The sequence below is a fragment of the Paraburkholderia sp. PAMB 6770 genome (assembly GCF_057748135.1).
The window spans coordinates 993478-1019921 of sequence record NZ_CM173239.1; the positions used below are offsets into that span (position 1 = coordinate 993478).

Below are 26444 nucleotides of genomic sequence, written 5' to 3' on the forward strand. Positions count from 1 at the left end.
CAGGAGGAGCACGATGCATTCGATGACGGACCGCGCGGGCGTCGCGCGGCAACGCACACCGCTAAACCGCTCGCAGATTCTCGGATTCTGGGGCGCCTGGGCCGGCTGGACGCTCGACGGGATGGATTCGTTCATCTACGCGCTCGTGCTCACGCCGGCGCTCACCGAACTGCTGCCCCGCTCGGGGATTGCGGCCACGCCCGGCAACGTCGGCCTCGCCGGCTCGATCCTGTTCGCGCTGTTTCTGATCGGCTGGGGGCTGTCGTTCATCTGGGGGCCGATCGCGGATCGCTTCGGCCGCACGCGGGTGCTGGCCGCGACGATCTTCACGTTCGCGATCTTCACCGGGCTCGCCGCGACCGCGCACAACGTGTGGCAACTGGCGATCTACCGCTTCATCGCCGGGGTCGGGATCGGCGGGGAGTGGGCGCTGGCGGGCACGTATGTGGCCGAGGCCTGGCCGGAGGACCGCCGCAAGATGGGCGCGGGCTATCTGCAGACCGGCTACTACGCGGGCTTTTTTCTCGCCGCGGCGCTCAACTACACGATCGGCGTGCACTTCGGCTGGCGCGCGATGTTCCTGACCGGCGCGGTGCCGGTCGTGATCGCGATCCTGGTCCTGCTGCGCGTGAAGGAGCCGGAGAAGTGGCAGAAAGCCGAGGCGCTCGCCGAAGCGCGCACGATCCGCAGCCGGCCGCTGCGCGAAATTCTCGGGCCGGTCTACCGGCGCCGCACGTGGGTCGCGTGCGCGCTGCTGACGATTGCGATCATCGGTCTGTGGGCCGGCGCGGTGTACGAGCCGTCCGCGGTGATCCAGCTTGCGACGCGCGCCGGCATGGGCAAGCCCGATGCGATCCGCATGGCGTCGATCGCGACCGGACTGCTGTCGATCGCGACCGTGATCGGCTGTCTTGCGCTGCCGCCGCTCGCCGAGCGCTTCGGCCGCAAGAAAACGCTCGCGTTCTATTTCAGCGGGATGGCGGTGGCGATCGTCGGCAGCTTCGGCTGGTCGTACTATCTGCCGAACGGGCTCGCGTCGTTCATCGCGTGGCTGTGCGTGCTGGGCTTTTTCGGCGGCAACTTCGCGCTGTTCAGCCTCTGGCTGCCCGAGCAGTTCGAGACCCGCGTGCGCGCGACCGCGTTTGCGTTCTGCACGTCGTTTGGCCGCTTCGTTGGCGCCGGCGTGAACTTCCTGCTCGGCGCGGCGGTGCTGCACATGCACACGCTCGGTATTCCGGTCGCGCTGACGGCGCTCGTCTTCGTCGCCGGGTTGTTCATCATTCCGTTTGCGCCGGAGACGAAGGGCGAGGTGCTGCCGCCGTGAACCCGGGGGCCGTGCGCCTCGCTGCGTACCCGGCAGCCCGCCTGGGCACGTGCCTCGCTGCGTACCCGGCAGCCCGCCTGGGCGCATGCCTCGCTCGCTACTCGGCCGGATGACGCTGCGCGTGGCCGCGCTGCAGCAGCGAGAGTAGCGGCCAGCCGAGGTTCACACCGAGGCTCGCGAGCACGATCAGTCCCATGCCCGCCAGTTGCACGGGCGCGAGCGGCCGCCCGTACACCAGCGCGTCGACCGCGATCGCGGTGAGCGGGTAGACGAACGCCAGCACAGCGATCGTTGGCGTGTTCAGCTTCGGCAGCGCGCCGTAAATCATCACGTACGCGAGCCCGGTGTGCAGCACGCCCATGCCGGCGAGCCAGAACCACTGCGCCGGCGCGATATGCACCGCGCCGAGCGGCGCGATGAACGGCAGCACCGCGACGCCGACGCCGCATTGTGCGAGCGTCAGCAGATGCGGGCGCAGTGCGCCGAGGCTCTTCGCGATCAGCGTCACGCATGCATAGACGAGCGAGCCGGCGAGCGCCTCGCCAATCCCGAACAGATAGCGCGCGTGGCCGTGCCACTCGCCGCCTGTCGCGACGCCGGAGGCGAGCACGAGGCCGGCGAAGGCGGCGGCGATCCAGCCGAGCCGGTCGCCGCCGAGCGGCTCGCGAAACAGCGCCGCGCCGAGCAGCACGACCCAGAACGGCTGCACGTGGAACACGACGGTGGCCACCGCGATGCCGGTGCGCTGGATCGCGTCGAAGAACGCCACCCACTGCGCGACCATCAGCACCCCGGAGAACGCGGCGAGCGCGAGCATGCGCGCGGTGTAGCGCTGGCGCGCGAACAGGCCGCGCCACGCGCAATAGCCAGCCAGCGAGGCGAAGCCGAACAGGCAGCGGAAAAACACGAGGGTCAGCGCATCGAGGCGGGCCTGCTCGACGAAGATGCCGATCGTGCCCATCAGCAGGCCGCTGCCGGCGAGCGTGAGGGCGCCTTGCTGACGGGACGTGAGCGGCATGCGGAAAGACTCCGGCGGGGCGGCGTGAACGAATGCCGACGAGTATCGAAGAATTGCCGGACGCTCACAAACGAATAAAATTGACGAATTTGATAAGCCGGGCTGATCAATCATGCACCCCGAATTCGATGTGGATCTGTTGCGCACCTTTGTCGCCGTCGTGGAAACGGGCAGCTTCACGAAGGCCGGGTTGAGCGTGCATCGCTCGCAGGCGGCGGTCAGCATGCAGATTCGCCGGCTCGAACAGATGCTCGGCACCACGCTCTTTGTGCGCACCACGCGCAACGTGGCGCTCACGCGTCCGGGCAATACGCTGCTCGACTACGCACGGCGTCTGATCGATCTGCACGAGCAGGCATGGTCGGCGATCGTGCGGCCCGAGGTGAGCGGGCGCGTCGTGCTGGGCGCGCCGGACGATTACGTGTCGTCGCTGCTCGCGCCGGTGCTGCGGCGCTTTTCGAAGCTGTATCCGCAGATCGAGATCGAAATCGTGTGTGCGCAAAGTACCGCGCTTGCACCGATGCTCGCGGACAACAAGATCGATCTGGCGTTCGTCACGCGCGACCGCAAGCTGCGCGGCGAATTCGTGCGCAGCGAGCCGATGGTCTGGGTCGGCGGCGCGGACGACACGCCGGTGCTCGCGGTCTCGCCGCTGCCGGTGGGCCTGTACGAGCCGGGCTGCGTCGCGCGGCGTCACACGCTGGCGGCGCTCGAACGCGCGCACGTCCGCTACCGCGCCGCGTACAGCAGCGCAAGCCAGTTCGGGCTGATCGCGACGGTGGATGCGGGGCTCGCGGTGGTCGCGCTCACGCGCAGCGGCGTGCCGCCGCGCCTCGCGATCCTCGGCGAAGCGCACGGGCTGCCGGAGATCGAGCCGCTCGACATCGTGGTGGCGCGCAGCGCGAAGTCCGACCGTCCCACGTGCGACTATCTCGCCGCACAGATGATCGAGGATCTGGGCGTGCGGCCGCCGGGGCGCGCGTCGGCAGCGGGGTAGGCCGATCGGGCAGACGCGCGCCGGGTGGGCGCATCAGGCGCGAGGGTAGCCCACCACGTCGCCGTCCACCGCGAGCCGCACGCGCTCGCCGGGCTGCGGCGTGCGGTAGCCCGGCACGCGCGCGCGCACCGCCGCGGGGTACGCGGCACCGGCGGCACCGGCGGCACCGGCGATGCCCGCGCTGGTCGCGCTGGTCGCGCCATTCGTGCCGTCCGTGCCATTCGCGCCATTCGCGCCGGTCGCCAGACGCAGCGTCACGCTCGCGTCCTGGCCCTGGAAGACCACCTGTTCGACCACCGCGTCGAATGGCGCGACTCCGTCGGGAACCCGTTCGTGCGCGCGCCACACGCAGATCTGCTCGGGCCGCACCATCACGTCGACCGCGCCTTCGCCGCCCGCCGCGCCGAGCGGCAGGTCGCCGAGCGCGCAGCGCACCCGGCCGTGCGCGGCGACGCCCGCGAGCAGCACCGCTTCGCCGACGAACGACGCCAGCTCGCGCGTGACCGGCCGCCGGTACAGCGTCTCCGGCGTCGCGCTCTGGATCAGCCGGCCCTGCCACAGCACCGCGACTTCGTCGCCGAGCGACAGCGCTTCGGACTGGTCGTGCGTGACGAGCACCGCCGTGGCGCCGGCGGCGGCGAGCGCGCTCGCCACCGCCTGGCGGGTTTCGAGGCGCAGCGCCGCATCGAGCGACGAGAACGGTTCGTCGAGCATCACCAGCGTCGGGGCGGGCGCGAGTGCGCGCGCCAGCGCGACGCGCTGCTGCTGCCCGCCGGAAAGCTGCTGCGGCGCGCGCGTCGCGAACGACGCGGGCAGCCCGACGAGCTCCAGCAGTTCGGCGACGCGATGATGCGCGCGCCGCTGCGCGCGCGGCAGACCGAACACGATGTTCTCGGCCACCGACAGATGCGGAAACAGCGCGCCTTCCTGCGGCACGTAACCGATGCGGCGCTGCTCGGACGGCACGTGCAGCGCGCCGCCCGCGACGCGCCGGCCGTCGATTTCGATGCTGCCGGCGTCCGCGCGCTCGAAGCCGCACAGCACCCGCAGCAGGGTGGTCTTGCCGCTGCCGGACGGACCGAGCAGCGCGAGCAGCGTGCCGCGTTCGACGGCGAGATCGATGCCGTGCAGCACCGGATGGCCGTCGAACGCTTTTTGCAGCCCGAGAATACGAAGTTCACTCATGGGTGTCCGGAATAATGACGACGCTCAGGTCGGCCCCCGCTCGCCGCCGAGCGCGGACTTGCCGAGCAGCGTGAAGAGCAGGGCCGAGGCGCACAGCGAAATGCCGGTGAGCAGCGCCGCGTAGGGCGCGGCGGCGGCGAACGCCATCGTCGACGTGTCGGACCAGACCTGGGTGGCGAGCGTCTGCGTGCCGATCGGCGAGAGCAGCAGCGTCGCGTTCAGTTCGGTGACGACCGAGATGAAGACCATCGCCGCCGCCGCGCCGAGGCCAGGGCCGGCGAGCGGCAGCATCACGCGCACGCAGGTCTGCGCCCAGCCGAGGCCGAGCGCGCGCGCGGTCTCTTCGAGCCGCGGCTGCGCCTGCATGAACGCCGCGCGCACGCTGACGAGCCCGAGCGGCATGAACAGGATCGCATACGCGACGATCAGCAGCGTCGTGCTCTGATAAAGCGGCTGCAGCGCGTGCACGGCGAGCGATACGATGGCGAGCGCGATCACGAGCCCGGGCACGCCCTGCGCGAGAAACACGCTGCGCTCGAACAGCGTCGCGAGACGCCCCGGATAGCGCACCAGCAGGAACGCGAGCGGCACGACCAGCAGCGTCGTCAGCGCGGCGGCGGCCGCGCCGAAGCCGACCGACGACAGCGTCGCGCCGAGCAGCAGTTGCGGCGACACGTCGGCGGGCGTCACGGCGGCCGCGCCCGGCTGCGTGAGCCAGTAGCCGATCATGCCGAGCGGCACGCCGAGCGTGGCGACGGTGAGCGCCGCGAAGCCGGCCGCGACCAGCCAGCGCCAGCGTCCGAGCGAATAGCGCAGCACCGCGCGGCGCGCGCCGCGGTCGACGCGCTCGTAGCGCGCGCGCCCGCGCACGCGGAACTCGCACGCGAGCACGAGGAGGCACAGCACGATCAGCAGACACGCGAGCAGCGACGAGCCGGGGCCGTCGAAGCTCGTCCGGTATTCGGCGTAGATCTCGGTCGTGAACGTGCGAAAGCGCAGCAGCGTGAACGCGCCGAACTCCGACATCACGCCGAGCGCGACGAGCAGCATCCCGCCGAGCAGCGCGGGGCGCAGCTGCGGCAGGATCACGCGGAAGAAGGCGGCCCAGCGGCCGCAGCCGAGCGCGCGCGCGCTTTCTTCGAGCGCGGGGTCCATGCTGCGCAGCGCCGCCGCAACGGGCAGATAGACGAGCGGAAAGTACGCCGACGTGAGCACCAGCAGCGCACCGTTGAAGTCCTGCAGATCGAGGCTCAGCGAGACCCACGCGTAGCTCGTGATGAACGCCGGCATCGCGAGCGGCGCGGCGGTCGCGGCGGCCCAGAAGCGCCGGCCGGGCAGGTGGGTGCGCTCGACGAACCACGCGGCCGCGGTGCCGAGCACCGCGCACACCAGCGTCGTGGCGATCGTGATCGTCAGCGTGTTGACGAGCAGTTCGCCGACGAGCGGCCGCCAGATCAGCGCGACCGCCTCGGCGACGCCGAAGTGCAGCGCGCGCGACACCGTGAACGCGAGCGGCAGCAGCACCAGCAGCGCGCTCACCGCCGCGCCGGCCAGCAGCGCGCGCGGCGCGCGCCGGCGCGTGGGCGCCGGTGCGGCGGGAAGAGCCGGCGCGGCGGCTGACATGGCCTCGCTCATGCTTACAGCAGACCGGCTTCGCGCAGCAGCTTGCCGGCCTGGCTGTCGTCGCCGAGCTGCTCGACCGTCAGCTTCGGCGGATCGAGCTGGTCGAACGGCTTGAGGATCGGGTCCGGCGCGACGCCCGGATGCAGCGGATACTCGAAGTCCACATGGCCCTTCGCCATCAGGTTCTGCGCACGTGCGCTGACGAGGTACGCGAGGAATTTCTGCGCGCCCTGCGGGTTGTGCGCCGCTTTGAGCATCGCCGCGCCCGACACGTTCACGAGCGCGCCGGCGTCGCCGTTGCCGAAGTGATACAGCGCGCTGCGGGTCTTGCTGTCGCCGATCTCCTGGTGCAGACGCGCCCAGTAGTAGTTGTTGATGATGCCGGTGTCGACCGCGCCGCGGTTGACCGCGGCGACCACGCCCTCGTCGTCGTCGAAGATCTGCGCGTTCGCCTTCAGCCCCTTCAGCCAGTCGAGCGTCGCGGCTTCGCCCTTCAGCGCGAGCACGGCGCTCACGAGCGGCAGGAAGTCGCCGTCGCTCGGCGCGATGCCGACCTTGCCCTTCCATTGCGGCTTCGCCAGATCGAACAGCGACTTCGGCAACTGGTCCGGCTTGACCTTCGACGTGTTGTACGCGAGCACGTTTTCGCGCGCGGTCACGCCGACCCATTCGCCTGCCGGCGAATCGAAGCGCGCGGGCACGACGGCGAGCGTCGCGGGCGCGACCTTGCCGAGCAGGCCCTTCTCTTCGAGCAGCATCAGCTCGGGCGAGTTTTCGGTGAAGTACACGTCGGCCGGCGAGGCCGAGCCTTCCGCGACGAGCTGCGCGGCGAGCGCCGGGCCTTCGCCGGTGCGCACCTTCACGTCGATGCCGGTCTGCTTCGTGAAGTCCTGCACGAGCGCGTTGACGACCTGCTCGTGCTGCGCGCTGTAGAGCGTGATCGATTCGGCGTGCGCGGCGAGCGGCGCCGCGCCGAGGGTTGCAAGCAGCAGGGCGGCCGCGCCGCTGACGGCGCGAACCCGGGTACCAAACCACGATTGAGTCATGATGCGTTATTCCTTGTTGGATGAAGTCGCTCGTCGCGGCGCGCGGCAGGCGCGCGCCGCGCAATCAGGTTTCGAACAGCCCCGCGCCGACATACGAGCCCGGCCGCGCGCCCGGCGGACAGGCGAAGATCGCGCTGCCGACGTGCGTCGTGAACTGGTTCATCATGTCGAACTTCGACAGCTTCTCGTTGATCGGGATGAAGCCGGTCCGCGGGTCGCCCTGGTGGGCGATGAAGATCAGTCCCGCATCGTACTCGGTCTCCTGGCGCCACGGCGGCCAGCGTTCGATGTAGAAGTCCGTGCTGTCGTTGTACGAGTACGAGCGGCGCAGGATCTGCGCGCCGTTGTTGCTCGCGCGGTTCGACAGGCGCACGTGCGAGTTTTCGGGAATCAGCGGATTGCCGTCCTTGTCCTGCGCGGCGAGATCGACCGGGTCGAACTCGTGCTTCTGGCCGAGCGGCGCGCCGCTGTACTTGTGGCGGCCGAACACCTGCTCCTGGAAGTCTTCCTCGGTGCGGTCCCAGTGTTCGAGCGTGATGCGGATGCGCCGCACCACCGAGTACGTGCCGCCCTGCATCCACGGCGCGTCGGCGCCGTTGGCCCAGACGAACTGGTTCATCAGCGCCGGGTCGCCGACCGGCGGGTTGTTGGTGCCGTCCCTGAAACCCATCAGGTTGCGCGGCGTCTTGCCGCGCGGGCCCGACAGGAAGCCCGCCTGACCCCAGTGCATCTGCGCGATGCCGTAGGCCTCGCGCGCGAGCTGGCGCACCGCGTGGAACGCGACCTGCGGATCGTTCGCGCACGCCTGGATGAACAGGTCGCCGCCGCTCTTCGCGGGCAGCAACTGGTCGCCGTTAAAGCGCGGCAGATCGACGAGCGCGGCCGGACGGCGCGCGGCGAGGCCGTAGCGGTCCTTGCCGGCGGACGTGAAGAGCCCCGGCCCGAAGCCGAACGTGATCGTCAGGCCGGCGGGCCCGAGGCCGAGCACGTCGCCGGAGTCGGGTGCGGCCTGGCCGTCCGCGCCCGGCAGCGCGCCGGCGGGCTGGCCCTGGGTCATGCGCGCGGCGGCCTCGGTCCAGGTGCGCAGCAGGCCGATCACGTCGGCGCGCTTCGTCGTGGTGAGATCGAGCGCGGCCACGTACACATGCGACTGCTGCGGCGTGACGATGCCCGCCTGGTGCTCGCCGAAGAACGGATAGGTGACGAGCGACGGGTCGTCGGCGGCCGGCATGCGGGCCGCGGCCTGCGCGACGCCGGCCGCGCCGAGGCCGGCGCCGGTCGCGAGCGCCGCCGCGCCGCCGGCTTTCAGGAAGCCGCGGCGGGCCGGCTGATCGGGGGAGGAATTATCGTTGGCCATGATGCGGTCCTTCAGGGATCCTTCCGGGTTATTTCGCGAGCACCAGCGTGTTCACGTCGTCCTGGACGAAGTAGAAACCATCGCCGGCCGGCGTCATCGCGAGGCCGAACAGGTCGCCGTTGCCTGGCGGAGACTGGGCCTTGTCGGTGTCGATCCAGCGCGCGTACAGCTGCTTGCCGCTCGCCGGATCGATCTCGACCACCTGGCCGTTCAGCGCGTTGGTGACCAGCAGGTGCCCGTTCGGCGCGGTGACCATCGCGAGCGGCCGGTGCAGCAGGCCGTCGGCGGTGAGCTGGCGGCCCACGCCCGCGCTGGTGTCGCGCGTGAGCGGATCGTCGATCACGTTGACGCGGTTGCCGATCGCATCGGACACGTACAGCAGCTTGTGGTCGGCCGACAGCGCGAGGCCGGTCGGTCCGACGAGGAACACGCCCTTGTCGGCCTGCGCGCCGAAGCCGCTCGCGACGACCGTCCGGCTCTTCACGACCGGCGCCTTGCCGTCCGGAATGTCGAGATCGATGCGCAGCACGGTGGCCTGCTTGAAGACGGGCGGATCGCCGTCGGCCGAGCCCACGCCGAAGCCGGCGTTGCTGACGAACAGCGTCGCGCTCGACCCGTTGTCGACCACGGCCATGTTGCCCCACGGGTCGTTGATGTCCGGGCCCGTGATCGTCGAGGCGATCTTGCCTTGCGGATCGAGCACGATCAGGCAGCCGGCGCCCTTCGTGCCGGTGGTGCCGTCGTTGCTCGGCGTGCTGCCGACGATCACCCAGCCCGACTTGAGCATCGTCATCGCGGTCGACAGGCCGACGCCGCCCGGGCACGTCTTCAGATCGCGCGGGATCGACGCGAACAGCGTCATCTTGCCGGTATCCGGGCGGTAGTCGACGATCGTGCTGCCGGTGCCCTGCAGGTTGGCCGAGTTGTTGAAGTTGTCGACCAGCACGTCACCGGTCTTGACGGGGCCCGCCGACACTGGCGCGACGACCACCGCATACGGGTTCTGGTCGCCGTTGTCGGGCACCGTGTTGATCAGCGTATGGTTGTGATGCAGCGTTTCGAGAAAGCCGGCCGGCGCGGCGTGCGCGAGCGTGCAGACCGCGCAGGCGGCCGCCGCGGCGAGCGCGCGCGCCGCCGGGCCGGGCCGGCGCAAGGATGAGGCAAACAGCATCGAAAGTCTCCTGGTGAGCGCGCCGGCCTCGTCTGCCGGCGCGTACGGAACATGGGTCGCGGTAAGCGGGCCGCTCAGAACGTGATGTTGGTGCGCATGCCGACCACGAACGTGTTGCGCAGCGCCTGCGTCGGGTTGTCCGGGTTCTGGCCCGCGCCGGCGTTGAACGTGTATTGCGCGTCGGCCTGCACTTGCCACCACGGCGTGACCTGATACTGGTACGTCGCTTCGAGCGCGGTTTCGCTGCCGCGCGGCACGTAGCCGCTGTCGAGGTCGAAGCCGCTCGCGTAGCTGCCGACCTTGATGTAGGCGAGGCCGAGGCCGACGCTGTCGTTGTCGCGGCCGGCGAACGGCGCCTTCATCACGACGCCGACGTTTGCGCTGACGCTCACTTCGTTGCGATCGCCCGGCGCGCCCATCACGCGCGCGAACACGCCGATGCTGCGCGCCTCGTCCGGGTCGGGGCGCCACACCATCTGGTCCGCGACCGCATAGAGGCTGTAGTCGCCGCGGTGCTGCGCGGGGACGCCGTCGGAGGCCGCGCTCGCGAGCGGCACGCCGTTGTTGTCGTAGCGTTCGTCCGCGAAGCGCCCGGTGTTGTACCAGAGCCCGAGCTTGTAGGTGCCGGGCAGGCCGCCGCTGGCGGGGCCGTGGCCGTAGTCCATCGCACCGTCCGACGGCTGGTTCACCGCGTACTGCAACTCGCCGATGAAGAGCGCGCCGTCGTGCACGTTGAACGTGGTGCCGCTGCCGTCGAGCTTCTGCGGATCGCCGCTGCCCGGCGCCGGGTTGCCGTCGAACACGCCGGCCAGCGCCGTGAGCGACGGCGTGATCTTGCCGCGCACCCGCACGCCGAGCGCGGACAGCGGGTAGGCGGGGCCGCCCGCCGGCATGTCGTAGGACGGCACGCCCGGCCAGCCGAACATCGTGTTGATGAAGGTGCCCGCGTACTGGCTGACCATGAACTCCTGGTCGATGCTCTGCTGGCCGACCTTCACGTCGACGCGCTGGTCGAGGAAGGCCTGCTGGTACCACAGTTCCCACAGGCGGGTCGTGTCGTCGGCCTCGATGCCGCTCGCGGTATTCAGCGTGCCGAGGTAGCGCGTGCTCAGATTGCTGCCGTGAATCTGCAGCGCGCTCACGTTGAAGGTGCCGCCCGGCAGGCCGAAGGCCTTCTGCGTGTCGAGCCCGAGACTCATCTCGGTCAGGCCGTCGTAGGTCGCGCCGCGGCCGAGGCCGCCGCGCAGGTTGCCGAGCACCTCGCTCGTCTCGCTGAGCCCGAACGTGACGCCATACTGGTTGAGCCACGGACGCAGCCCGCCGATGTCGCCGAGCAGGTTCTGGCGTGTCCACACGCCGGTCCACTCGCTGGTCGGCTGGGCCTTGATGCTGAGGTCGGCTTCGGGCGCGTCGCCGGGCGTCGCGTCCGGGTTGCCGCTGTCGGCGAATGCCGCGCTGCCGGCGAGCGACGCCCAGGCGAAGGCGGTGCACAAGGCCACGCTGCGCAGGCGGATGAATCCCGGCCGGGCGACGCGCGATGCCGCGGGACGACGAGCGCGCAGGCGTTGCGCGGAGAGTCTGGACTGGACGAACTTCATCGAAATCCTTGTTGTGTTGTATCGACTGATCGGGGTGCCGCCGGCGGTGCGGTCGGCGACCCGGTCCACGCTGTGCGGCAGCGGTTCGCGACGCCGCTGCCACCATGCCGAGATCGTACGCATGCGAAACGGTTGAGTCAATACAAATGAGAACGATTCGCAATAATATTACTCGGATTAGGCTTTAGGCTTTCTAATAGATTTCATTTCCGCCGGGAGAGGAGGGCTATGGCGATTTTGAAGTAATGATTTTGTATGGTTTGCGCGATTAATGGCCTGACTCATAGGCCTGACTGATAGGCACGACGCATAGGCCTGACGCATAGGCCCGGCTCGCGGACTGACTCGTGACGCGCCTCATGACGCGCCTCATGACGCGACCGGCGGTCCGCAGCGGCACGCACCAGCCCCCCACGCCGCCCGCCTCCGCGCGATACTTCGCGACACCTCGCGCGCCGCCGCGCAAGGACGGCTACAGTGATGACTGTGTCCACCCGTTGCCGCGCCGCCTCGGCGTGCTTTCCCCCGTGCCTGCCGACATTTCTGCCGAGTCCGCTGGAATCGATCTCGCGTCGTACTTTGCCCGCATCGGCTATCGCGGCCCGCGCGCCGCGACGCCGGATGTCCTGCACGCGCTGCACCGGCTGCATCCGCAGGCCATCCCGTTCGAGAATCTCGATCCGCTCGACGGCCGTCGCGTCGCGCTGGATCTGCCGTCGCTCGCCGACAAGCTGCTCGCGCGCCGGCGCGGCGGCTACTGCTTCGAGCACAACACGGTATTCGCGCACGTGCTGATGCAGCTGGGCTTCCCGGTCACGCCGCTGATCGCGCGCGTGCTGTGGGGACGCCCGGCCGACGCAGCGACCCCGCGCACGCACATGCTGCTGCGGGTCGATGCCGGCGGCGCGGCGTGGCTCGCGGACGTCGGCTTCGGCGGCGTCACGCTGGGTGTGCCTCTGCGTCTGGTCGCCGACGCGCCGCAGACGACCGGGCTCGAGCCGTTTCGCGTCGTCGCGGCGCCGCGCGAGTGCTTCGATCTCGAAGTGCAGACGCGTGGCGCATGGGCGAAGGTCTATCGCTTCGATCTGCAGCCGGCCGAGTGGATCGACTTCGAGGTGGCGAACTGGTACACGTCGAGCTGGCCGCAGTCGCTGTTCGTGCAGCATCTGGTCGCCTGCCGCGTGCTGCCGCAAGGGCGGCTCACGCTGTTCGACAGCGAACTCACCGAGCGCGCGGCGAGCGGCGAGGTGATCGTCCAGCAGCGTCTCGCGGATGCCGGCGCGCTGCGCGCGTGCCTTCATGCGCGCTTCGGCATCGGGACGGACGGCTTCGACTGGCCGGCGTTATGGGCGCGCATCGCGGGGCGCGCCGCCGGCGCGTGACACCATGATCCGGCGCCTGCTCATACAGTTGACGTGGTGGCTCGCGTTCCTTGCCGTGCTGCTGTTCGGCACGGCGGGTACGCTGCGCTGGACCGCGGGCTGGGTGTTTCTCGCCGAGTGGGCGGTGCTCTCGCTATGGCTCGGCCTGTGGCTCGCGCGGCGCGACCCCGCGCTGCTCGCCGAGCGGCTCGCGCCGGTTCTGCAACGACAGCAAAGCCGCTGGGATCGCGGCTTCATCGTCTGCATCGGCGTGCTCTGGCTCGCATGGATGATCCTGATGGGGCTCGACGGCGGACGCTATCGCTGGTCCGGCATGCCGCTCGCGCTGCAGGGGCTCGGGGCCGTGGGCGTGTTCGCGTCGGTCTGGCTGTGCCGCTTCGTGTTCGCGGCGAACAGCTTCGCGGCGCCGGTCGTCAAGATCCAGCGCGAACGCGGACACCGGGTGATCGACAGCGGACCGTATGCACGGGTGCGCCATCCGATGTACGCGGCCGCGCTGCCGTTTTTCGCGGGCCTGCCGCTGCTGCTCGGCTCGTGGTGGGGGCTTGCGGCGGCGCCGCTGCTGGTTGCCGCGCTCGCGTGGCGGGCCGTGCGCGAGGAGCGCGTGCTCGCCGCGCAACTCGACGGCTACGCGGCCTACCTCGCGCGGGTGCGCTACCGGTTCGTCCCGCATGTCTGGTAGCGGGTATTTGCATGCCGCCCGTCGCGCTGGCATATTGCGAACCACGCCCGATGCCGACGCGAACATGACGACCCACGAGACCCTCGAAGACCGCGCTGCCCGCAGCGATGAGCCCCCCGCCAAAGCCCTGCCCGCATACGAGCAGATCAAGCGCTATGTGCTGAAGCACATCGCCGACGGCGACTGGAAGCCGGGCGGGCTGATTCCGTCGGAGGCCGAACTCGTCAAGGAGTTCGGGGTCGCGCGCATGACGGTTTCGCGCGCGCTGCGCGAACTGACGGCCGAGCGGGTGCTAACGCGCATACAGGGCTCCGGCACTTTCGTTGCGCCGCAGCGTTATGAATCGACGGTGCTGGAGATTCGCAGCATCGCCGACGAGATCGCGGCGCGCGGCCATCGCCATAGCGCCCGCGTGCTCTCGCTCGAAGCGCTCGACGACGCGCCCGCGCGCGACGCGCTCGGTCTTGCCGCGGGCCCGGTGTTCCGCTCGCGCATCGTGCACAGCGAGGAGGGCGAGCCGATCCAGTACGAAGACCGCTTCGTCAATCCGCATGTGTTCCCGGCGTATCTGGACCAGGACTTCACGCGCGAGACGCCGAACCGCTACATGGTGCGCGTCGCGCCGATCCAGCGGGCCGAGTTCCGCATCTATGCGCAAAAGCCCGATGCGCAGGTGCGCCGCCATCTGCGCATGGAGATCGGCGAGCCCTGTCTGCTGCTGTGGCGCCGCACATGGGTCGGCGACGCGGTGGCCACGTCGGTGCGGCTGTGGCATCCGGCGTCGCGCTTTCATCTGGCCGGCAGCATGTGAGCGGCGGCGCGCGCCGCCGGGGAGCCGGCGTGCACCCGGCTTGGCGCCTCGCGTGTTACCGGGTGGTTTCGTGGCCGGCGTCGTGCGCCGCTTCGGCGAGCAGGCCGTGTGCGTAGCGGCGATACAGCCAGGCCATCGAGGCCGCCGACAGGACGATGAACGCGAGACTGAATGCGGCGCTCAGGAGCGTCACCGGGACGTCCCGCTGCGGATCGATCAGGTCGCGCACGCCGACGATCACGTAGAACACGAGCTGGATCGCGATCAGCGGCAGCACCGCGACGAAGCCGATCCACGACATGCCCCAGACGTGCCCCGCGGTGTCGCGCCACGCGACGCGCGGCGTGATCCGGCCGCCGATGGACAGCGACGGAAACAGCAGGCTCACGCGCACCGCGGCCCAGAAGTACACGCAGGTGAGCAGCAGCACGGCGAGCAGGATGCCGGCGCGGCCGAGCTGCCGCATTCCGAGCACGAGCGCGACGCTGGCCGCGATCAGGATCAGCGCGAACGCGATCGACGTGAGCGCGTAGCGCGCGAGCGGCTTGCCGCCGCCCGGCATCAGCGGATGCGTACGCTCGCCGAGCAGCACGAAGCGATGCACCTTGATCGTGAGGATCCCATAGACGACGAGCTGCAGGACCGACAGCGCCAGGCTCGCGAACGCGTGGCCGATGCGGGTGGAAGCGGCGAGCGTAGCGGCGTCGGCGGCGTTGTAGCGATAGCTGCCGAACAGCAGTTGCAGGCAGGCGAATACGATCCATGCACCCAGCATGAGTCCGGGCATCTGGGTGACCGCCTGCGCGGCGCTTGACCAGATGTGCTTCACGCAGGCGCGGAAGGTCAGCGTTGCCGCCGGGTCGGCCGGGTCGTTTTGCATAGTCAGGATCACGGAAGGAGGAGGGCGCATGGCGCGCGAACGATGCACGCGGCGCGGGCCGGGACCCGCGCCGGTCACGATTCTACGATGGCTCGCGCGGCTCCGGTAGTCGCCGGCGCGCGCGGGCCGCATGCGTGTCGCGGGTGACGCCGCCGCTCGCCGTGCGCCTTGCGTGACCTGATTGCGCTGGATGGCGCGGCTTACTTCACCGCGAACAGCGTCAGGTCCATCAGGATCCGGAACGCGAACCCGAGCGACACCGCGCCGCCCACGCCCGCGCACCACAGCGCGATGAACCACACCCAGCCGGGCAGCGGCCGCCGCGCGGCGATTGCGCCGGCTTCAGTGATGGTAGTAGTGCTGGTCTTCATGACTCACCTTTCCGCGAAATACCCAGTAACCCATCGCCGTGTACGCGAGGATGACCGGAATGATCACTGCGGCGCCCACGAGCGTGAACATCTGGCTCGCGCGTGGCGCGGCGGCTTCCCACAGCGTCATGCTCGACGGGATCGCATACGGCCACAGGCTCGTGAGCAGACCCGCGTAACCGGTCGCGACGAGCGCGAGCGCGAGCAGGAACGGCGTCCTGTGATGGCGGGCGCGCACCGCGCGGCGCATCAGCACCGCACACAGCACAACGAGGAACGGCACCGGCAGCAGCCGGTAGAACAGGCCCGAGCCGAACCAGCGCTGCGCGATGTCGGGCTCCTGCAGCGGCGTCCAGATGCTCACGAGCGCGATGAACGCGAGCAGCACCAGCGTGAGCGGCCACAGCACGCGGTGCAGGCGCCGCTGCAGGTCGCCGTCGGTCTTCGCGACGAGCCAGGCGCAGCCGAGCAGCGCATAGGTGGCGACGAGGCCGAGCCCGGTGAGCAGCGTGAACGGCGTGAGCCAGCCGAATGCGTCGCCCGCGTAGTGGCCGTCGACGACCGGAATGCCCTGCAGGAACGCGCCGAGCGCGATGCCCTGAAAGAACGTCGCGCCGGCCGAGCCGCCGATGAACGCGAGATCCCACAGATGCTTCGTGCGGTTCGCCTTCACCCGCAACTCGAACGACACGCCGCGAAAGATCAGGCACGCGAGCATGAACACGAGCGGCAGGTAGAGCGCCGACAGCACCGTCGCGTAGACGGCCGGGAACACCGCGAACAGGCCCGCGCCGCCTAGCACGAGCCACGTTTCGTTGCCGTCCCAGACCGGCGCGACGGTGTTCATCATCAGGTCGCGCTCGCGCTCGTCGGGGAAGAACGGAAAGACGATGCCGATGCCCAGGTCGAAGCCGTCGAGCACGACATACAGGAACAGGCCGAGGGCGATGATCGCGGCCCAGACGACAGTGACATCCATGTTCAGGTCTCCAGCAAAAGGGGACGCGCGCTCACGCGGCGTCGATCAGGTGGCCGGCCATCGCGCCGGGGCGGCGCGATGGCCGGCCCGGCTGCGCCGGCACGTCGTCCGGCGTGGTGCCCGGCAGCGACGGGCCCGTGCGGATCAGCTTCAGGATGTAGTAGACGCCGGTGCCGAACACGAGGAAGTAGACGATCACGAACGCCATCAGCGAGATGCCGACCTGTTGCGCGGTCAGCGGCGACACCGCCTGCGACGTGCGCATCACGCCGTACACGACCCACGGCTGGCGGCCTGCTTCGGTGGTGATCCAGCCGGCGAGCAGCGAGATGAAGCCGCTCGGTCCCATGGCGACCGCGAGACGGTGGAACCAGCGGGCGTCGTAGAGACGGTTGCGCCAGCGCAGCACCCAGGCGGTGGCCGATACCGCGATCATCAGCATGCCGAGGCCGGCCATCACGCGGAAGGTCCAGAATACGACGGTCGAATCGGGGCGGTCCTGCGGCGGGAACGACTTCAGCCCGCGAATCTCGCCGTTCCAGCTGTGCGTGAGGATCAGGCTGCCGAGGTGCGGCACCGAGATCGCGTCGTGCGTCGTTTCCGCCTTCATGTCGGGAATGCCGAACAGGTTCAGTGCGGTGCCGCCGTGCTCGGTGTTCCACAGGCCTTCGATCGCGGCGATCTTCGCCGGCTGATAGCGCAGCGTGTTCAGCCCGTGCTGGTCGCCGACCACGGCTTGCAGCGGCGTGAGCACGAGCAGCAGCCACAGCGCCATCGAGAACATCTTCTTCACCGCGGGGTCGCGCCGGCCCTTCAGCAGATGCCATGCGCCGGTCGCGGCGACCACCAGCGCGGCGACGATGAACGCGGCGATCGCCATGTGCGCGAAACGGTACGGGAACGACGGATTGAAGATGATCTTGAACCAGCTTACCGGCACGACGTGTCCGTCGACGATGTCGAAGCCCTGCGGCGTTTGCATCCAGCTGTTCGATGCGAGGATCCAGAACGTCGAGATCAGCGTGCCGAGCGCGACCATCAGCGTGGCGCCGAAGTGCGCGCGCGGGCCGACGCGCTGCCAGCCGAACAGCATGATGCCGAGAAAGCCGGCTTCGAGGAAGAACGCGGTCATCACTTCGTACATCAGCAGCGGGCCGGTGATCGGACCGGCGAAGCGGGAAAAGCCGGCCCAGTTGGTACCGAACTCGTAGCTCATCACGACGCCGGAGACGACGCCCATGCCGAATGCGATGGCGAAGATTTTCGACCAGAACAGGCACAGGTCCTTGTAGTAGACCTTGCCGGTCTTGAGCCAGCGCCATTCGAGCACGGCAATGAAGCTGGCGAGGCCGATGCTCAGTGCCGGAAAGATGATGTGAAACGAAACCGTGAACGCGAACTGCATTCGCGCGAGATCGAAAGCCGAAAATGACAATGCGGGACTCATTGCTGATACGCCTCGGGCTGACACCGCGCCTCGACTGCTGTCGGTGCGCACTGCGTTGTGCAGATGTCCGAAGGTTAGGCCAATGCCGCGTGCCGTGCTGCGCTGCGAGGTGCGTCGAAAAGCCGCGAACGGCGCAAGGGGGAGGGCCGGGTTTTTATTTAAATAGCTGATCTACATCACGTTTTATGCGTTTTCCGGTTGCGCGGCGGACGCGCCGCGGCGGGCCAGCGTGCGTCAATCGACCGCGCCGCAGCAGGGCGGGTGCGACGGTGGGGCGCAGGGGACGCTGTCGCGATGGACGGGTGCGCACGGCCGGCGTTGGCAGGATTCCTCGGTCGGGGGTTGGGCGATAGTGGGTGAGCTATATGGTCACGATGCCGCAACGGACGCCGATGGCTTCCGGCGTCTGAAGAGATTTCGACACGGGTAGTCAATCAGATAGAGGGCAGCAAGCGAAACAGAAAAGGCTGCGCCGAGAGTAATGACTGACCTATCCGATCCGAGGGCTAATGCGGCAATAAACGCCGGCCAGTGAAACAGATATAGCGGATATGAATAGTCGCCGAGAAAGTTGAACTTATTGATGAGGCGACCCGGCAATCGGATCTCCGAACTTGCCACGAGCACAAAAATCGAGATGAACAGCGGCGCGCCCGTAAAATGCCCGATGGTGAGGGCGAAAGTAGATGGCAGAGCGAGGACGACGAACCCAAGCGGAGTAGCGCGAAGGCGATAGTAGAGAAAGCCCGTCACCCACATCCAAGATGACACTAGGATCGCGAGCCCATGCGGAAGGGCGTCGATCCCGTGACCGGGGGGCGGCTCGACGGTGAGATATGCGATAAAGGACGCGCCCACCCATACCGCGAGCCATACGTTCGACAAGCGCTTGAGCATCGGCGAAATCATGTAATGCCACCACTCTGCACTCAGCGACCAGATCGGCGCTACCGTCGGAATCGCGTACGTGATAATTGTCTGAAGCATCAGTAAAGACGCGACTGTCTGTAAAATCCCTTCCCGCGGCAATGAAAGGCCGAGGGGCAAAACAGCTCCATGCGGCGCCAGGAATGCGGACACCGCGAGCCCGAAGACGATTGCGGCGAGATACAGAGGCCAGATCCGGACAACGCGACGTGTGTAGAAGCCATTTGTTTCTCGCGCAACACTTGCTGCGATGCTAAAGCCTGAAAGGATGAAAAATCCGAAAACCGCACTGCCGGGGTTGAGGTAGCCGTCACCGAATATTCTCGTGTGGTCGGTCCGGACGTATAGGGAAAAGTGACCGAATACCACGGACGCCGAAAGGAAAAATCGCAATCCGGCCAAGATGGCCCACTGACTTTGCGTGGGCGCCGATGCCTGCATGGCTGCTCTCATGCTGATACCTATCACGCGGTCACGGCCGTGCCGGAGCGTCGGCGCTTGAATAGTTTCCTGCTAGGGTAGTCAACGACATACAGCGCGATGAGCGATGTTGCGAATGCCGCCCCCAACGTGATGATCGACCGATCGGATCCGAGCGTTAGCGCAATAAGAAACGCAGGAATGTGGAACAGATAGAGCGGGTACGACCAGTCGCCAAGGAAATTCAACGAAGCGATTGTGCGGTCGGTAAGCTTATGGCCTTCACAAAGAATCAGGACGAACGAGGTGATGAACATCGGCACACCCGGGGAATGCCCGATTGTGAGTGCGAACAGACTCGGTGCGACTAAGACTGCGAAGCCCGCAGGCGTTCCGCGCATGCGGTAATAGACGAACCCTGTGACCCAAACCCAAGAGAGTCCAAGGACCGCTTTGCCGACCGTAAATTGATCCATGCATGCGACACCGGGGCCAGCGTCGTGAAGCGAGATGAAGAAGGCGAAGGAGAGCGCCATCCAAACCAGAAGTACCGCGTTGGGGAGCCGCTTCAGAACGGGGGCGATCATGTAATGCCACCATTCGCCTGCCAGCGACCAAGTAGGGCCAATCGTCGCTACGGGCGAACTGATGATTGTCTGCAGCATCAGTAGTGACGCGACGATCTGCAAGCCGGTGGGCGCGGGCACATGTTGATTCGCGACGGGCCACGTAAAACCAGTAGGCGAAAGTCGATAGGCCGCGAGCCCAAAAACAATAACTGCGAGATAGAGCGGCCAAATGCGAATGAATCGGCGACGATAGAAGCCAGAGTTCTCGCGATCCAAGCTTGCGGCGATGCTATAACCGGAAAGGATAAAGAAACCATAGACCGCACTCAGCGGATTCAGGTAGCCATCACCGAAGATGTGGTGATTATCTGGTCGGACCATGAGCACGAAGTGGCCCGCAACGACGACCGATGCGAGGAAAAAGCGTAGGGCGGCGAGAATCGCCCAGTGTCCGGCGGACGTGGAACTCTGTGATTGTGGCATCTCGATTGAAGGTTCTTTCCAGAAAAGTTTCGCGACGGACGCGGTTACCAGATGGTCATCGCGTGACGTTCCTGTGCTACGTATCCGTGCTGCCAGAGCACATGCGATTCCGTGCCTTCCTGGTAGGGATTAAATTCGTCTGATCGTTCCGCAGCCTTCCAGCCAGCTTTGAAGGCATACGAATCCTCACCAGATGTAGCAAAAGACTTGCCGCGCAAAATTCCGGCAAGCCTTGCAAAGTGCTCTCTCATCGCGGGTGCCCCGATACTTATTCTTCAGTTCATTGTGGGCGAGAGTATAACGTGTTACGAAATGAAGATTCTGTAAGGATTGGGCTGCAATCCCGCCAGTGCGATGAAGAGTTCCTGATCACAGTCCCCGCCGCTGCTTCACCAGCGCGAGCAGCTGCGGAAAGATCATCGCTTCCCGGAACTGGTAGCCAGCGGCCGTCGGATGCACGAAATCAGCCCCGATGTAGTCGCTGCACCAGTTCGGATCTGCGGCCCACACGGCGGCGAGCTTGATGACGGAGTAGCCGTTCGCGGCCGCTGTCGCGTCCTCGGTCTGCACGAACTGCGTCCACAGCGCGTTGTTCGCGTCGCTGCGACAGATCGGTGTGGGCTCGATGACCACGGGCAGCGAGCCGGCCGCGCGCACGACGCTGACGAAACCGAGTTCGGAGGCCGCGTCCTGAGGCGGCTGCTCACCCTCGACGTACTGGTCGTTCACGCCGCTATTCGAGACGGCCATGTCCGGTTTCACGGTCGCGAGGATCGACGCGAGGGTCTGCGTTGCCGGCGCCGTGCCGTTCACCTGATCGTCGAAGGTGCTGCCCGGCACCGCCAGATCGAGCACGACCACCGGCCCGACTTCGGGATGTCGGTCGAAATCTGCCTGAATCAGGAGCGCGGGAACGTAGGCCCACGTCGCGCTGCACGTGAGGGTCGCTGGATCTGAACGGCCGCGGTCGATCGAATCGCCGAAGAGCGCGATTACGAAGGGCTTCGTGGGGACGGCCGGCGTAGCCGCAGCGGTCGTGCTGGCCGGCGCGGAGCCGCCGCCACCACCGCCGCCGCAGCCGTCAGCGCGGCGGCTGTGCAGCCGAGTGTCATTGCTACGGCTGCGGCTCTCCAGCGGGCGCCGAGAGGTCCACCTGCGCGCCCGCCTGCCGCATCCGGTAGAGCACGCGAGCGATGGTCGCCTTGTCCAGCTCGAGGCGCGCCATGGCGAAGAACAGCATGTGCGCCCCCATGTCGCGCCGGTCGCTGCTCGACGTGTACTTGCGCCACTGGCGGCCGCTCGCAATGCCGAACAGATCCGCCATCTGCGTGCTGCTGTAGCCAAGCGCCTGTTTCAGCCGCTCCAGATCGTCCGGAATGGGGGCGTGAATTGCATGTCGGGATATCCCAAGGGCGCGCGGTGGCGCGAAACGGCGTTTTGATGAGCGTTCCTTTCGGAGAGTCGGGCCGCGCGGTACGCGCTGCCCATGTCGCGAAAAATAGGCCCTTTGGGGACATGTGCCAAGAGCAATCAACCACCTTCGGGCGTTTTTATGTCCCCACAAAGGCGAAAGCCCCAGCCGTTGCGAGCGAGCGGTCTAGGGGGGGGTGTCAGGAATTCCGTGTTCAAGGCGGGGTTGAGAATCACACGGATGGCCGAACAAATCGATCCGCGTAGAGGATAGCGAATTGGTTCATGGCCGCTTTCCAGTCTTTTGCTGCGCGTCCCCAGTCGGCGGTGATATTCCGCAATGCCAGCCAGATGAGCTTGGTCGCGGCATCGTCGCTTGGGAAATGGCCGCGCGTCTTGATGATCTTGCGTAGTTGCGAGTTGACATTCTCGATGGCGTTCGTAGTGTATATAACCTTGCGAATGTCCGGGGGGAACGCGAAGAACGGAATCACGCGGTCCCAGGCGCTGCGCCAGGCAACACTGACTGTCGGGAATTTCTGACCCCACGGGCTTTCGGCAAAGGCATCGAGTTCGGCCTGCGCGGCTTCGGCGCTCGGCGCAGTGTAGATCGGCCGGATCGCGGCCGCCAGCGCCTTGCGGTCCTTCCAGCTCGCGTAGGCCAGGCTATTGCGAATCAGATGGACAATACAGGTTTGCAGCGTCGTTGCAGGAAACACAGCTGCCAGCGCCTCGGGCATGCCTTTGAGGCCGTCGGTCACGGCAATCAGAATGTCGCCAATGCCGCGCGTCTTCAAATCATTGAATACCTTCATCCAGAATTTGGCGCCTTCGGTGTTCTCGATCCACAAACCGAGAATGTCACGCGAACCATCGGGCAGCACGCCCAAGGCCAGATAGACAGCCTTGTTGCGGACCACGGCGTCTTCGCGGATCTTGACGCGCAAGGCGTCGAAGAACACGACCGGATACATCGGCTCAAGCGGTCGGCTTTGCCAGGCGGTGACTTCGGCCATGACTTCGTCGGTGACGGAGCTGATGAAGTCGGGCGAGACTTCGGTGCCGTATTGCTCAAGCAGGAAGCCCTGGATTTCCCGGACCGTCATGCCGCGGGCGTACATGGCGACGATCTTGTCGTCGAAGCCGGTGAAGCGTCGCTCGTGTTTGGGTATCAGGATCGGCTGGAAGCTACCGTCACGATCGCGCGGTACCTCGATACGGACAGGACCATGCTCGGTCAGAACCGTCTTGCCACCCCGGCCGTTACGCTGGTTGGTAACGTCGGCCGGCCTGGCCGCGCCAGTGGGATAACCGAGATGATGGTTCATCTCTCCGTTCAGCGCACGCTCGATCAGGGCCTTCTTGAAGGCCATCGTCGCAGCGCTAATGGTTTCGGCTGTCATCGGGCCGTTGCCGAACTGCTCAAGCAACTCGGCGGGAATCGCCGGCAGATCCGCCGGCTGGGCTTTAGGTTTGCGAGGCATAAACTCTCCTTGGGAGCATGTTATGCCTTAAACACGAAATTCCCGACAGGCCCGTCTAGGGCTTCTCGTTTCCACCCCTTGCGCGACCAAGAGGAAGAAGCTTGGAAAAGTATACCAAAGGAAAATTCAAGATGGACAAATCCGGCGTTCAGCTTGAGGAGTTTCTCTCTCCCTGGTTGCGGTTCTGCATCGGCACGGCGATCGTCCTGCTGGCTCTAGCTCCGCTGGTGTACGTCATACGCTGGTGGTGACGGGCGTTTAGGCATGCGTTGTTTCCGGTGTAGCGACCAGTTTTATGCCGAGCGCATGCATCAGCTTGAACACAGTATCGAGTTTAGGCTTGGAACCCGGCGTAAGCGTCTTGTACAGACTCTCACGCCCCAAGCCGGCATCTGCCGCCACCTTGGCGATGCCGCGCGCTTTGGCTACATCGGCAATCGCGGCCATGAGTAGATCCGGGTCACCCTCTTCAAGAGCGGCACTCAGATAGGCAGCGATCACCTCTTCGCTGTCGAGATGTTCCGACACGTCGAAACGTGCAACCTTAATCTTGTCCATTCGCACTCCATTGCGTTTGTGTCACTGCGTATGCAGTTCTACTTCCGGATTTGCTTCCACATCTTGATGGCGCGCCTGATATCGGCGTTCTGCGTGGACTTGTCGCCACCGCAAAGCAGCAGGTATGTGATGCGCCCTTCGCGCGCGAAATAAACACGATAGCCTTGGCCGATGTCGATCTTCATCTCCGAAACACCATCATCCAGCACCCTGTATTCGCCAACGTTGCCACCTTCGGCGCGACGGATGCGCAGATAGATCGCGGCCCGGGCCTTCAGGTCCTTGAGGCCATCCACCCAGGCGTCGAATTCGTCAGTGCTGTAGATCGTGTTCATGTGAAGCACTGTATCCAATAGGATACATGGTTGCAAGTGTAGGTAAACACCAAAGCCGCCCATCGAGGCGTAATGCCGTTCAGTTAAGCCTGAACTCTCGACGTCGCCGCTGATCGCCTCGGCCGATCAGACCGCGCTCGCCAAGGCGGCGACCGCGAACAAGGCGATTTGCGCCGCCGGCGGCCAGCTCAACGTGACCGATCTGAAGGCGTTCCACGACAGTCTGCTGCCGGCGGCGGTTGCAATCGTGAACGGAAATCCGCTGATCCCGGACCAGACCGCGATTCTCCTCGTGCTGAACACGTTCGGCCCGATCGTGCAGCAGATGATCGATCAGGTCATCACGGCCGCAGCGCCGGCCGCCTCCGCGCCAGCGGCTGCTTCGGCGCCGGTGACAGCGTCCACGCCGCTCACCGGCGCGCCGCTGCAATGATCGACTGGCCAGCATGCGCGCGGGCGGCCGCCCGCGCGAACGTCGCCTATGCGATCGACCCGGCCGCCTCTCAAGCGGCGTTCGCCGCGCTCGGCGATACGTGGATCGGCCAGTACGCGAACGACAGCCACCAGGCGGTCCTGTCGGCGGACGCGCGGGGCGAGACGCATCTGAGCATCAGCGGCACGCGCGCGAGCGCGTGGCGGGTCATGGATGTCGTAGCCGACGTATCGCTGGATCCGCAAAAGGTCGACGGCGGCACGGTCACGGCGGGCGTCTGCGAGGGGATGCAGCAGCTCTGGGACTGGGCGCTGGCGGCGGTCCCGGCCGGGAACGTCGTGCATGTCGCCGGGCACTCGCTCGGCGCGTCACGCACCCATCTGACGCCTCTCTATCTGCCGCCGGCGCGGATCGGTTAACTGCACAGCTTCGAGGCGCCGAAGTTCGTGGTGGCCGACTTCTACGTCTCGCGCGCGGAGGCGCTCGCGGGCATGGTCTGCGTGCTGAATGGCGCGGACCTGTGGGCATCGTGGCCGTGGAAGGTCGGGCCTCTGGGGGCCGCGCTGGCAAAGCCGGCCGCTTGTGGATCACGTCTGGCTGCAAAGCGACGCCGGCGCGTTCCAGATGATCCCGAGTGCGCAATGGCCCGAGGGTGGCAATCCCCACGACCACGACATGTCTGCGGTGCAGGCCCGCGTTCAGCGTCGCGCCGGCAGCCTGACTCCAGCAGCGTCTACGGATGCCGCTGCACCCCTTTCCGGCCCACGGCAAGTGGCGCGTCTATCGTCTCCCGCTGACTTGCGGGGCATCCCGCTAAAGATGGGCCTTCCCTCATCATCTGGCCAGGTACCGCCGTGATTTTGAACGAATTTTGGATGGTTATTGGATTGTAAGTATCCCGGCAACCATCCAATCGGCCTCAAACCCTTATCCCGCCTCGCTCCAGAGCTTCCCTCCCGTCGCCCAGTTCTCCCGTTTGACATCCGTCAGGATGATGTCGACCGAGCCCGGCTCGACGCCGAGCGACTCGCAGGTCGCCTTCGTAATGGCTTCGACAAACGCGCGTTTTTGCTCGACGGTGCGTCCTTCGAACAGTTCGATATGAAACGTGGGCATGCGGTTACTCCGTGGATCGGTGGGTTAAATGAGTGGAATCGGAAAAGGGCGGCTGCTCAGTCGCGGTACGACGCATCGAGCCGGTCGAGCTTGCGCAGCAGCGCGGGCCATTCGAGCGTGCCTTCGATCGCGCCGCCGTCGTCGAGCTGTTCCGCGGTGCGCGCGGCGACAGCGGGCGCGGGCAGCACCAGCGCGGCGCCGCCCGCCTGCGCCTGCAGCTGGATCTCGCACGCCTTCACCAGCGTCGCCATCAGCACGTACGCTTCGGCAATGGTGCGCCCGGCCGTCAGCGTCCCGTGATTGCGCAGCAGCATCGCGCGCTGCGCGCCCAGTTGCGCGACGAGCCGTGCGCCCTCTGCCGGCGTGAACGCGAGCCCCTCGTAATCGTGATACGCAAGCTGTCCGTGAAAGCGCAGCGCATGCTGCGAGGCCGGCAGCAAGCCCGCCGGCTGCAACGATACCGCGATGCCCGCGGTGTTATGCAGATGCATCACGCAGACGGCGTCGGCGCGCGCCGCATGCACGGCCGCGTGCAGCGCAAAGCCGGTCGCGTTGACCGGATGCTCGCTCGCGCCGACGATATTGCCCGCGAGGTCGATCTTCACGAGGTTCGACGCGCAGACCTCGTCGAACGCGAGGCCGAACGGATTGATCAGGAAATGGCCCGGCTCGTCGGGTACGCTCGCCGAGATGTGCGTGTAGATCAGGTCGTCCCAGCCGTTGAGTGCGGCGAGGCGGTAGGCGGCGGCGAGGTCGGTGCGGGTTTGCCGTTCCGCCGCGGACGCGGTCTGCCGACCGGCAATCCGGCCTTGCGGTTGATGGACAAAGGACATGCAGT

General features: G+C 66.9%; 29 protein-coding genes. 8 read left to right on the plus strand and 21 right to left on the minus strand.

Annotated elements, in window-relative coordinates; all coding sequences use genetic code 11:
* The first annotated feature begins 13 nt into the window (after positions 1-13).
* Positions 14-1324, plus strand: coding sequence for an MFS transporter (locus AC3AP7_RS21840; RefSeq protein ID WP_487364633.1), 1311 nt, complete (start codon positions 14-16; stop codon positions 1322-1324).
* A gap of 97 nt (positions 1325-1421) precedes the next feature.
* On the opposite strand, the gene AC3AP7_RS21845 is transcribed toward AC3AP7_RS21840, so the two are convergent.
* Positions 1422-2342: a DMT family transporter gene (locus AC3AP7_RS21845; RefSeq protein ID WP_487364634.1), complete on the minus strand. Its 921-nt coding sequence runs from the start codon at positions 2340-2342 to the stop codon at positions 1422-1424.
* Between the two features lie 112 nt (positions 2343-2454).
* On the opposite strand from AC3AP7_RS21845, the gene AC3AP7_RS21850 reads away from it, so the two are divergent.
* A complete protein-coding gene (locus AC3AP7_RS21850; protein WP_487364635.1) occupies positions 2455-3339 on the plus strand; it encodes a LysR substrate-binding domain-containing protein in 885 nt (294 codons plus the stop codon).
* Positions 3340-3372: 33 nt separating this feature from the next.
* Here the strand turns inward: AC3AP7_RS21850 and AC3AP7_RS21855 are convergent, their stop codons facing one another.
* The 6 genes from AC3AP7_RS21855 to AC3AP7_RS21880 all read right to left on the minus strand — a co-directional run bounded on the left by AC3AP7_RS21855 (position 3373) and on the right by AC3AP7_RS21880 (position 11319).
* Positions 3373-4524: an ABC transporter ATP-binding protein gene (locus AC3AP7_RS21855; protein WP_487364636.1), complete on the minus strand. Its 1152-nt coding sequence runs from the start codon at positions 4522-4524 to the stop codon at positions 3373-3375.
* A 24-nt stretch (positions 4525-4548) separates the two neighbouring features.
* Positions 4549-6159, minus strand: coding sequence for an ABC transporter permease (locus AC3AP7_RS21860; protein ID WP_487364637.1), 1611 nt, complete (start codon positions 6157-6159; stop codon positions 4549-4551).
* 2 nt (positions 6160-6161) lie between these two features.
* Positions 6162-7193, minus strand: a complete 1032-nt coding sequence (locus AC3AP7_RS21865; RefSeq protein ID WP_487364638.1) for an iron ABC transporter substrate-binding protein — start codon at positions 7191-7193, stop codon at positions 6162-6164.
* 64 nt (positions 7194-7257) lie between these two features.
* Positions 7258-8550 (minus strand): iron uptake transporter deferrochelatase/peroxidase subunit, encoded by a 1293-nt coding sequence (efeB, locus tag AC3AP7_RS21870; RefSeq protein ID WP_487364639.1) that lies wholly within the window; start codon positions 8548-8550, stop codon positions 7258-7260.
* A 28-nt stretch (positions 8551-8578) separates the two neighbouring features.
* Positions 8579-9721, minus strand: coding sequence for an NHL repeat-containing protein (locus AC3AP7_RS21875; protein ID WP_487364640.1), 1143 nt, complete (start codon positions 9719-9721; stop codon positions 8579-8581).
* Between the two features lie 74 nt (positions 9722-9795).
* Positions 9796-11319, minus strand: coding sequence for a carbohydrate porin (locus tag AC3AP7_RS21880; RefSeq protein ID WP_487364641.1), 1524 nt, complete (start codon positions 11317-11319; stop codon positions 9796-9798).
* 527 nt (positions 11320-11846) lie between these two features.
* Between AC3AP7_RS21880 and AC3AP7_RS21885 the strand changes: the two genes are divergently transcribed.
* From AC3AP7_RS21885 to hutC, 3 genes are all read left to right on the plus strand, one after another.
* Positions 11847-12701: an arylamine N-acetyltransferase family protein gene (locus tag AC3AP7_RS21885; RefSeq protein WP_487364642.1), complete on the plus strand. Its 855-nt coding sequence runs from the start codon at positions 11847-11849 to the stop codon at positions 12699-12701.
* Between the two features lie 4 nt (positions 12702-12705).
* Positions 12706-13383 (plus strand): methyltransferase family protein, encoded by a 678-nt coding sequence (locus AC3AP7_RS21890; RefSeq protein ID WP_487364643.1) that lies wholly within the window; start codon positions 12706-12708, stop codon positions 13381-13383.
* 64 nt (positions 13384-13447) lie between these two features.
* Positions 13448-14194, plus strand: coding sequence for a histidine utilization transcriptional repressor HutC (gene hutC, locus AC3AP7_RS21895; protein WP_487364644.1), 747 nt, complete (start codon positions 13448-13450; stop codon positions 14192-14194).
* 55 nt (positions 14195-14249) lie between these two features.
* Here the strand turns inward: hutC and AC3AP7_RS21900 are convergent, their stop codons facing one another.
* The 10 genes from AC3AP7_RS21900 to AC3AP7_RS21945 all read right to left on the minus strand — a co-directional run bounded on the left by AC3AP7_RS21900 (position 14250) and on the right by AC3AP7_RS21945 (position 23164).
* Positions 14250-15074: a hypothetical protein gene (locus AC3AP7_RS21900; protein WP_487364645.1), complete on the minus strand. Its 825-nt coding sequence runs from the start codon at positions 15072-15074 to the stop codon at positions 14250-14252.
* Between the two features lie 200 nt (positions 15075-15274).
* Positions 15275-15445, minus strand: a complete 171-nt coding sequence (locus AC3AP7_RS21905) for a hypothetical protein (RefSeq protein WP_487364646.1) — start codon at positions 15443-15445, stop codon at positions 15275-15277.
* On the minus strand, positions 15417-16424 hold the full coding sequence (gene cydB / locus AC3AP7_RS21910; protein WP_487364647.1) for a cytochrome d ubiquinol oxidase subunit II: 1008 nt from the start codon (positions 16422-16424) through the stop codon (positions 15417-15419). The genes AC3AP7_RS21905 and cydB overlap by 29 nt, the downstream gene beginning before the upstream one ends.
* 31 nt (positions 16425-16455) lie before the next feature.
* Entirely contained in the window at positions 16456-17829 is a 1374-nt protein-coding gene (locus AC3AP7_RS21915) for a cytochrome ubiquinol oxidase subunit I (protein WP_487364970.1), read from the minus strand.
* A 411-nt stretch (positions 17830-18240) separates the two neighbouring features.
* A complete protein-coding gene (locus AC3AP7_RS21920; protein ID WP_487364648.1) occupies positions 18241-19251 on the minus strand; it encodes an acyltransferase family protein in 1011 nt (336 codons plus the stop codon).
* 11 nt (positions 19252-19262) lie between these two features.
* Complete coding sequence (locus AC3AP7_RS21925) at positions 19263-20270, minus strand: acyltransferase family protein (protein ID WP_487364649.1); 1008 nt, start codon at positions 20268-20270, stop codon at positions 19263-19265.
* A 44-nt stretch (positions 20271-20314) separates the two neighbouring features.
* Positions 20315-20521 (minus strand): hypothetical protein, encoded by a 207-nt coding sequence (locus AC3AP7_RS21930; protein ID WP_488324865.1) that lies wholly within the window; start codon positions 20519-20521, stop codon positions 20315-20317.
* A gap of 118 nt (positions 20522-20639) precedes the next feature.
* Positions 20640-21404, minus strand: a complete 765-nt coding sequence (locus tag AC3AP7_RS21935) for an SGNH/GDSL hydrolase family protein (RefSeq protein ID WP_487364971.1) — start codon at positions 21402-21404, stop codon at positions 20640-20642.
* Positions 21385-21594, minus strand: coding sequence for an XRE family transcriptional regulator (locus AC3AP7_RS21940; RefSeq protein WP_487365064.1), 210 nt, complete (start codon positions 21592-21594; stop codon positions 21385-21387). Before AC3AP7_RS21940 ends, AC3AP7_RS21935 begins: the two co-directional genes overlap by 20 nt.
* 319 nt (positions 21595-21913) lie before the next feature.
* On the minus strand, positions 21914-23164 hold the full coding sequence (locus AC3AP7_RS21945) for an IS256 family transposase (RefSeq protein WP_475763347.1): 1251 nt from the start codon (positions 23162-23164) through the stop codon (positions 21914-21916).
* Between the two features lie 101 nt (positions 23165-23265).
* On the opposite strand from AC3AP7_RS21945, the gene AC3AP7_RS21950 reads away from it, so the two are divergent.
* Entirely contained in the window at positions 23266-23415 is a 150-nt protein-coding gene (locus AC3AP7_RS21950; RefSeq protein WP_487364650.1) for a hypothetical protein, read from the plus strand.
* A gap of 7 nt (positions 23416-23422) precedes the next feature.
* Here the strand turns inward: AC3AP7_RS21950 and AC3AP7_RS21955 are convergent, their stop codons facing one another.
* Both AC3AP7_RS21955 and AC3AP7_RS21960 read right to left on the minus strand, forming a co-directional pair.
* Complete coding sequence (locus AC3AP7_RS21955; protein WP_487364651.1) at positions 23423-23722, minus strand: addiction module antidote protein; 300 nt, start codon at positions 23720-23722, stop codon at positions 23423-23425.
* A gap of 38 nt (positions 23723-23760) precedes the next feature.
* Entirely contained in the window at positions 23761-24057 is a 297-nt protein-coding gene (locus AC3AP7_RS21960; RefSeq protein ID WP_487364652.1) for a type II toxin-antitoxin system RelE/ParE family toxin, read from the minus strand.
* Positions 24058-24250: 193 nt separating this feature from the next.
* Between AC3AP7_RS21960 and AC3AP7_RS21965 the strand changes: the two genes are divergently transcribed.
* Complete coding sequence (locus AC3AP7_RS21965) at positions 24251-24490, plus strand: hypothetical protein (protein WP_487364653.1); 240 nt, start codon at positions 24251-24253, stop codon at positions 24488-24490.
* Positions 24487-24909 carry a hypothetical protein gene (locus tag AC3AP7_RS21970; RefSeq protein WP_487364654.1) on the plus strand — a complete coding sequence of 141 codons (423 nt, stop codon included), beginning with the start codon at positions 24487-24489 and terminating at the stop codon, positions 24907-24909. Before AC3AP7_RS21965 ends, AC3AP7_RS21970 begins: the two co-directional genes overlap by 4 nt.
* A gap of 508 nt (positions 24910-25417) precedes the next feature.
* On the opposite strand, the gene AC3AP7_RS21975 is transcribed toward AC3AP7_RS21970, so the two are convergent.
* Together AC3AP7_RS21975 and AC3AP7_RS21980 are read right to left on the minus strand one after the other, a co-directional pair.
* Complete coding sequence (locus AC3AP7_RS21975) at positions 25418-25606, minus strand: 4-oxalocrotonate tautomerase (protein WP_488324866.1); 189 nt, start codon at positions 25604-25606, stop codon at positions 25418-25420.
* Positions 25607-25662: 56 nt separating this feature from the next.
* Positions 25663-26439, minus strand: a complete 777-nt coding sequence (locus tag AC3AP7_RS21980; protein WP_487364655.1) for a class II aldolase/adducin family protein — start codon at positions 26437-26439, stop codon at positions 25663-25665.
* Positions 26440-26444 lie beyond the last annotated feature (5 nt).

Coding starts and splice junctions, on each gene's coding strand:
- AC3AP7_RS21875 (WP_487364640.1), bottom strand. CDS start 9,721: ATGCTGTTTGCCTCATCCTTGCGCCGGCCCGGCCCGGCGGCGCGCGCG.
- AC3AP7_RS21850 (WP_487364635.1), top strand. CDS start 2,455: ATGCACCCCGAATTCGATGTGGATCTGTTGCGCACCTTTGTCGCCGTC.
- cydB (WP_487364647.1), bottom strand. CDS start 16,424: ATGGATGTCACTGTCGTCTGGGCCGCGATCATCGCCCTCGGCCTGTTC.
- AC3AP7_RS21975 (WP_488324866.1), bottom strand. CDS start 25,606: ATGCCCACGTTTCATATCGAACTGTTCGAAGGACGCACCGTCGAGCAA.
- AC3AP7_RS21905 (WP_487364646.1), bottom strand. CDS start 15,445: ATGAAGACCAGCACTACTACCATCACTGAAGCCGGCGCAATCGCCGCG.
- AC3AP7_RS21860 (WP_487364637.1), bottom strand. CDS start 6,159: ATGAGCGAGGCCATGTCAGCCGCCGCGCCGGCTCTTCCCGCCGCACCG.
- hutC (WP_487364644.1), top strand. CDS start 13,448: ATGACGACCCACGAGACCCTCGAAGACCGCGCTGCCCGCAGCGATGAG.
- AC3AP7_RS21920 (WP_487364648.1), bottom strand. CDS start 19,251: ATGAGAGCAGCCATGCAGGCATCGGCGCCCACGCAAAGTCAGTGGGCC.
- AC3AP7_RS21940 (WP_487365064.1), bottom strand. CDS start 21,594: ATGGCGGATCTGTTCGGCATTGCGAGCGGCCGCCAGTGGCGCAAGTAC.
- AC3AP7_RS21865 (WP_487364638.1), bottom strand. CDS start 7,193: ATGACTCAATCGTGGTTTGGTACCCGGGTTCGCGCCGTCAGCGGCGCG.
- AC3AP7_RS21980 (WP_487364655.1), bottom strand. CDS start 26,439: ATGTCCTTTGTCCATCAACCGCAAGGCCGGATTGCCGGTCGGCAGACC.
- AC3AP7_RS21970 (WP_487364654.1), top strand. CDS start 24,487: ATGATCGACTGGCCAGCATGCGCGCGGGCGGCCGCCCGCGCGAACGTC.
- AC3AP7_RS21930 (WP_488324865.1), bottom strand. CDS start 20,521: ATGAGAGAGCACTTTGCAAGGCTTGCCGGAATTTTGCGCGGCAAGTCT.
- AC3AP7_RS21880 (WP_487364641.1), bottom strand. CDS start 11,319: ATGAAGTTCGTCCAGTCCAGACTCTCCGCGCAACGCCTGCGCGCTCGT.
- AC3AP7_RS21915 (WP_487364970.1), bottom strand. CDS start 17,829: ATGCAGTTCGCGTTCACGGTTTCGTTTCACATCATCTTTCCGGCACTG.
- efeB (WP_487364639.1), bottom strand. CDS start 8,550: ATGGCCAACGATAATTCCTCCCCCGATCAGCCGGCCCGCCGCGGCTTC.
- AC3AP7_RS21855 (WP_487364636.1), bottom strand. CDS start 4,524: ATGAGTGAACTTCGTATTCTCGGGCTGCAAAAAGCGTTCGACGGCCAT.
- AC3AP7_RS21845 (WP_487364634.1), bottom strand. CDS start 2,342: ATGCCGCTCACGTCCCGTCAGCAAGGCGCCCTCACGCTCGCCGGCAGC.
- AC3AP7_RS21840 (WP_487364633.1), top strand. CDS start 14: ATGCATTCGATGACGGACCGCGCGGGCGTCGCGCGGCAACGCACACCG.
- AC3AP7_RS21925 (WP_487364649.1), bottom strand. CDS start 20,270: ATGCCACAATCACAGAGTTCCACGTCCGCCGGACACTGGGCGATTCTC.
- AC3AP7_RS21955 (WP_487364651.1), bottom strand. CDS start 23,722: ATGGACAAGATTAAGGTTGCACGTTTCGACGTGTCGGAACATCTCGAC.
- AC3AP7_RS21945 (WP_475763347.1), bottom strand. CDS start 23,164: ATGCCTCGCAAACCTAAAGCCCAGCCGGCGGATCTGCCGGCGATTCCC.
- AC3AP7_RS21900 (WP_487364645.1), bottom strand. CDS start 15,074: ATGCAAAACGACCCGGCCGACCCGGCGGCAACGCTGACCTTCCGCGCC.
- AC3AP7_RS21960 (WP_487364652.1), bottom strand. CDS start 24,057: ATGAACACGATCTACAGCACTGACGAATTCGACGCCTGGGTGGATGGC.
- AC3AP7_RS21890 (WP_487364643.1), top strand. CDS start 12,706: ATGATCCGGCGCCTGCTCATACAGTTGACGTGGTGGCTCGCGTTCCTT.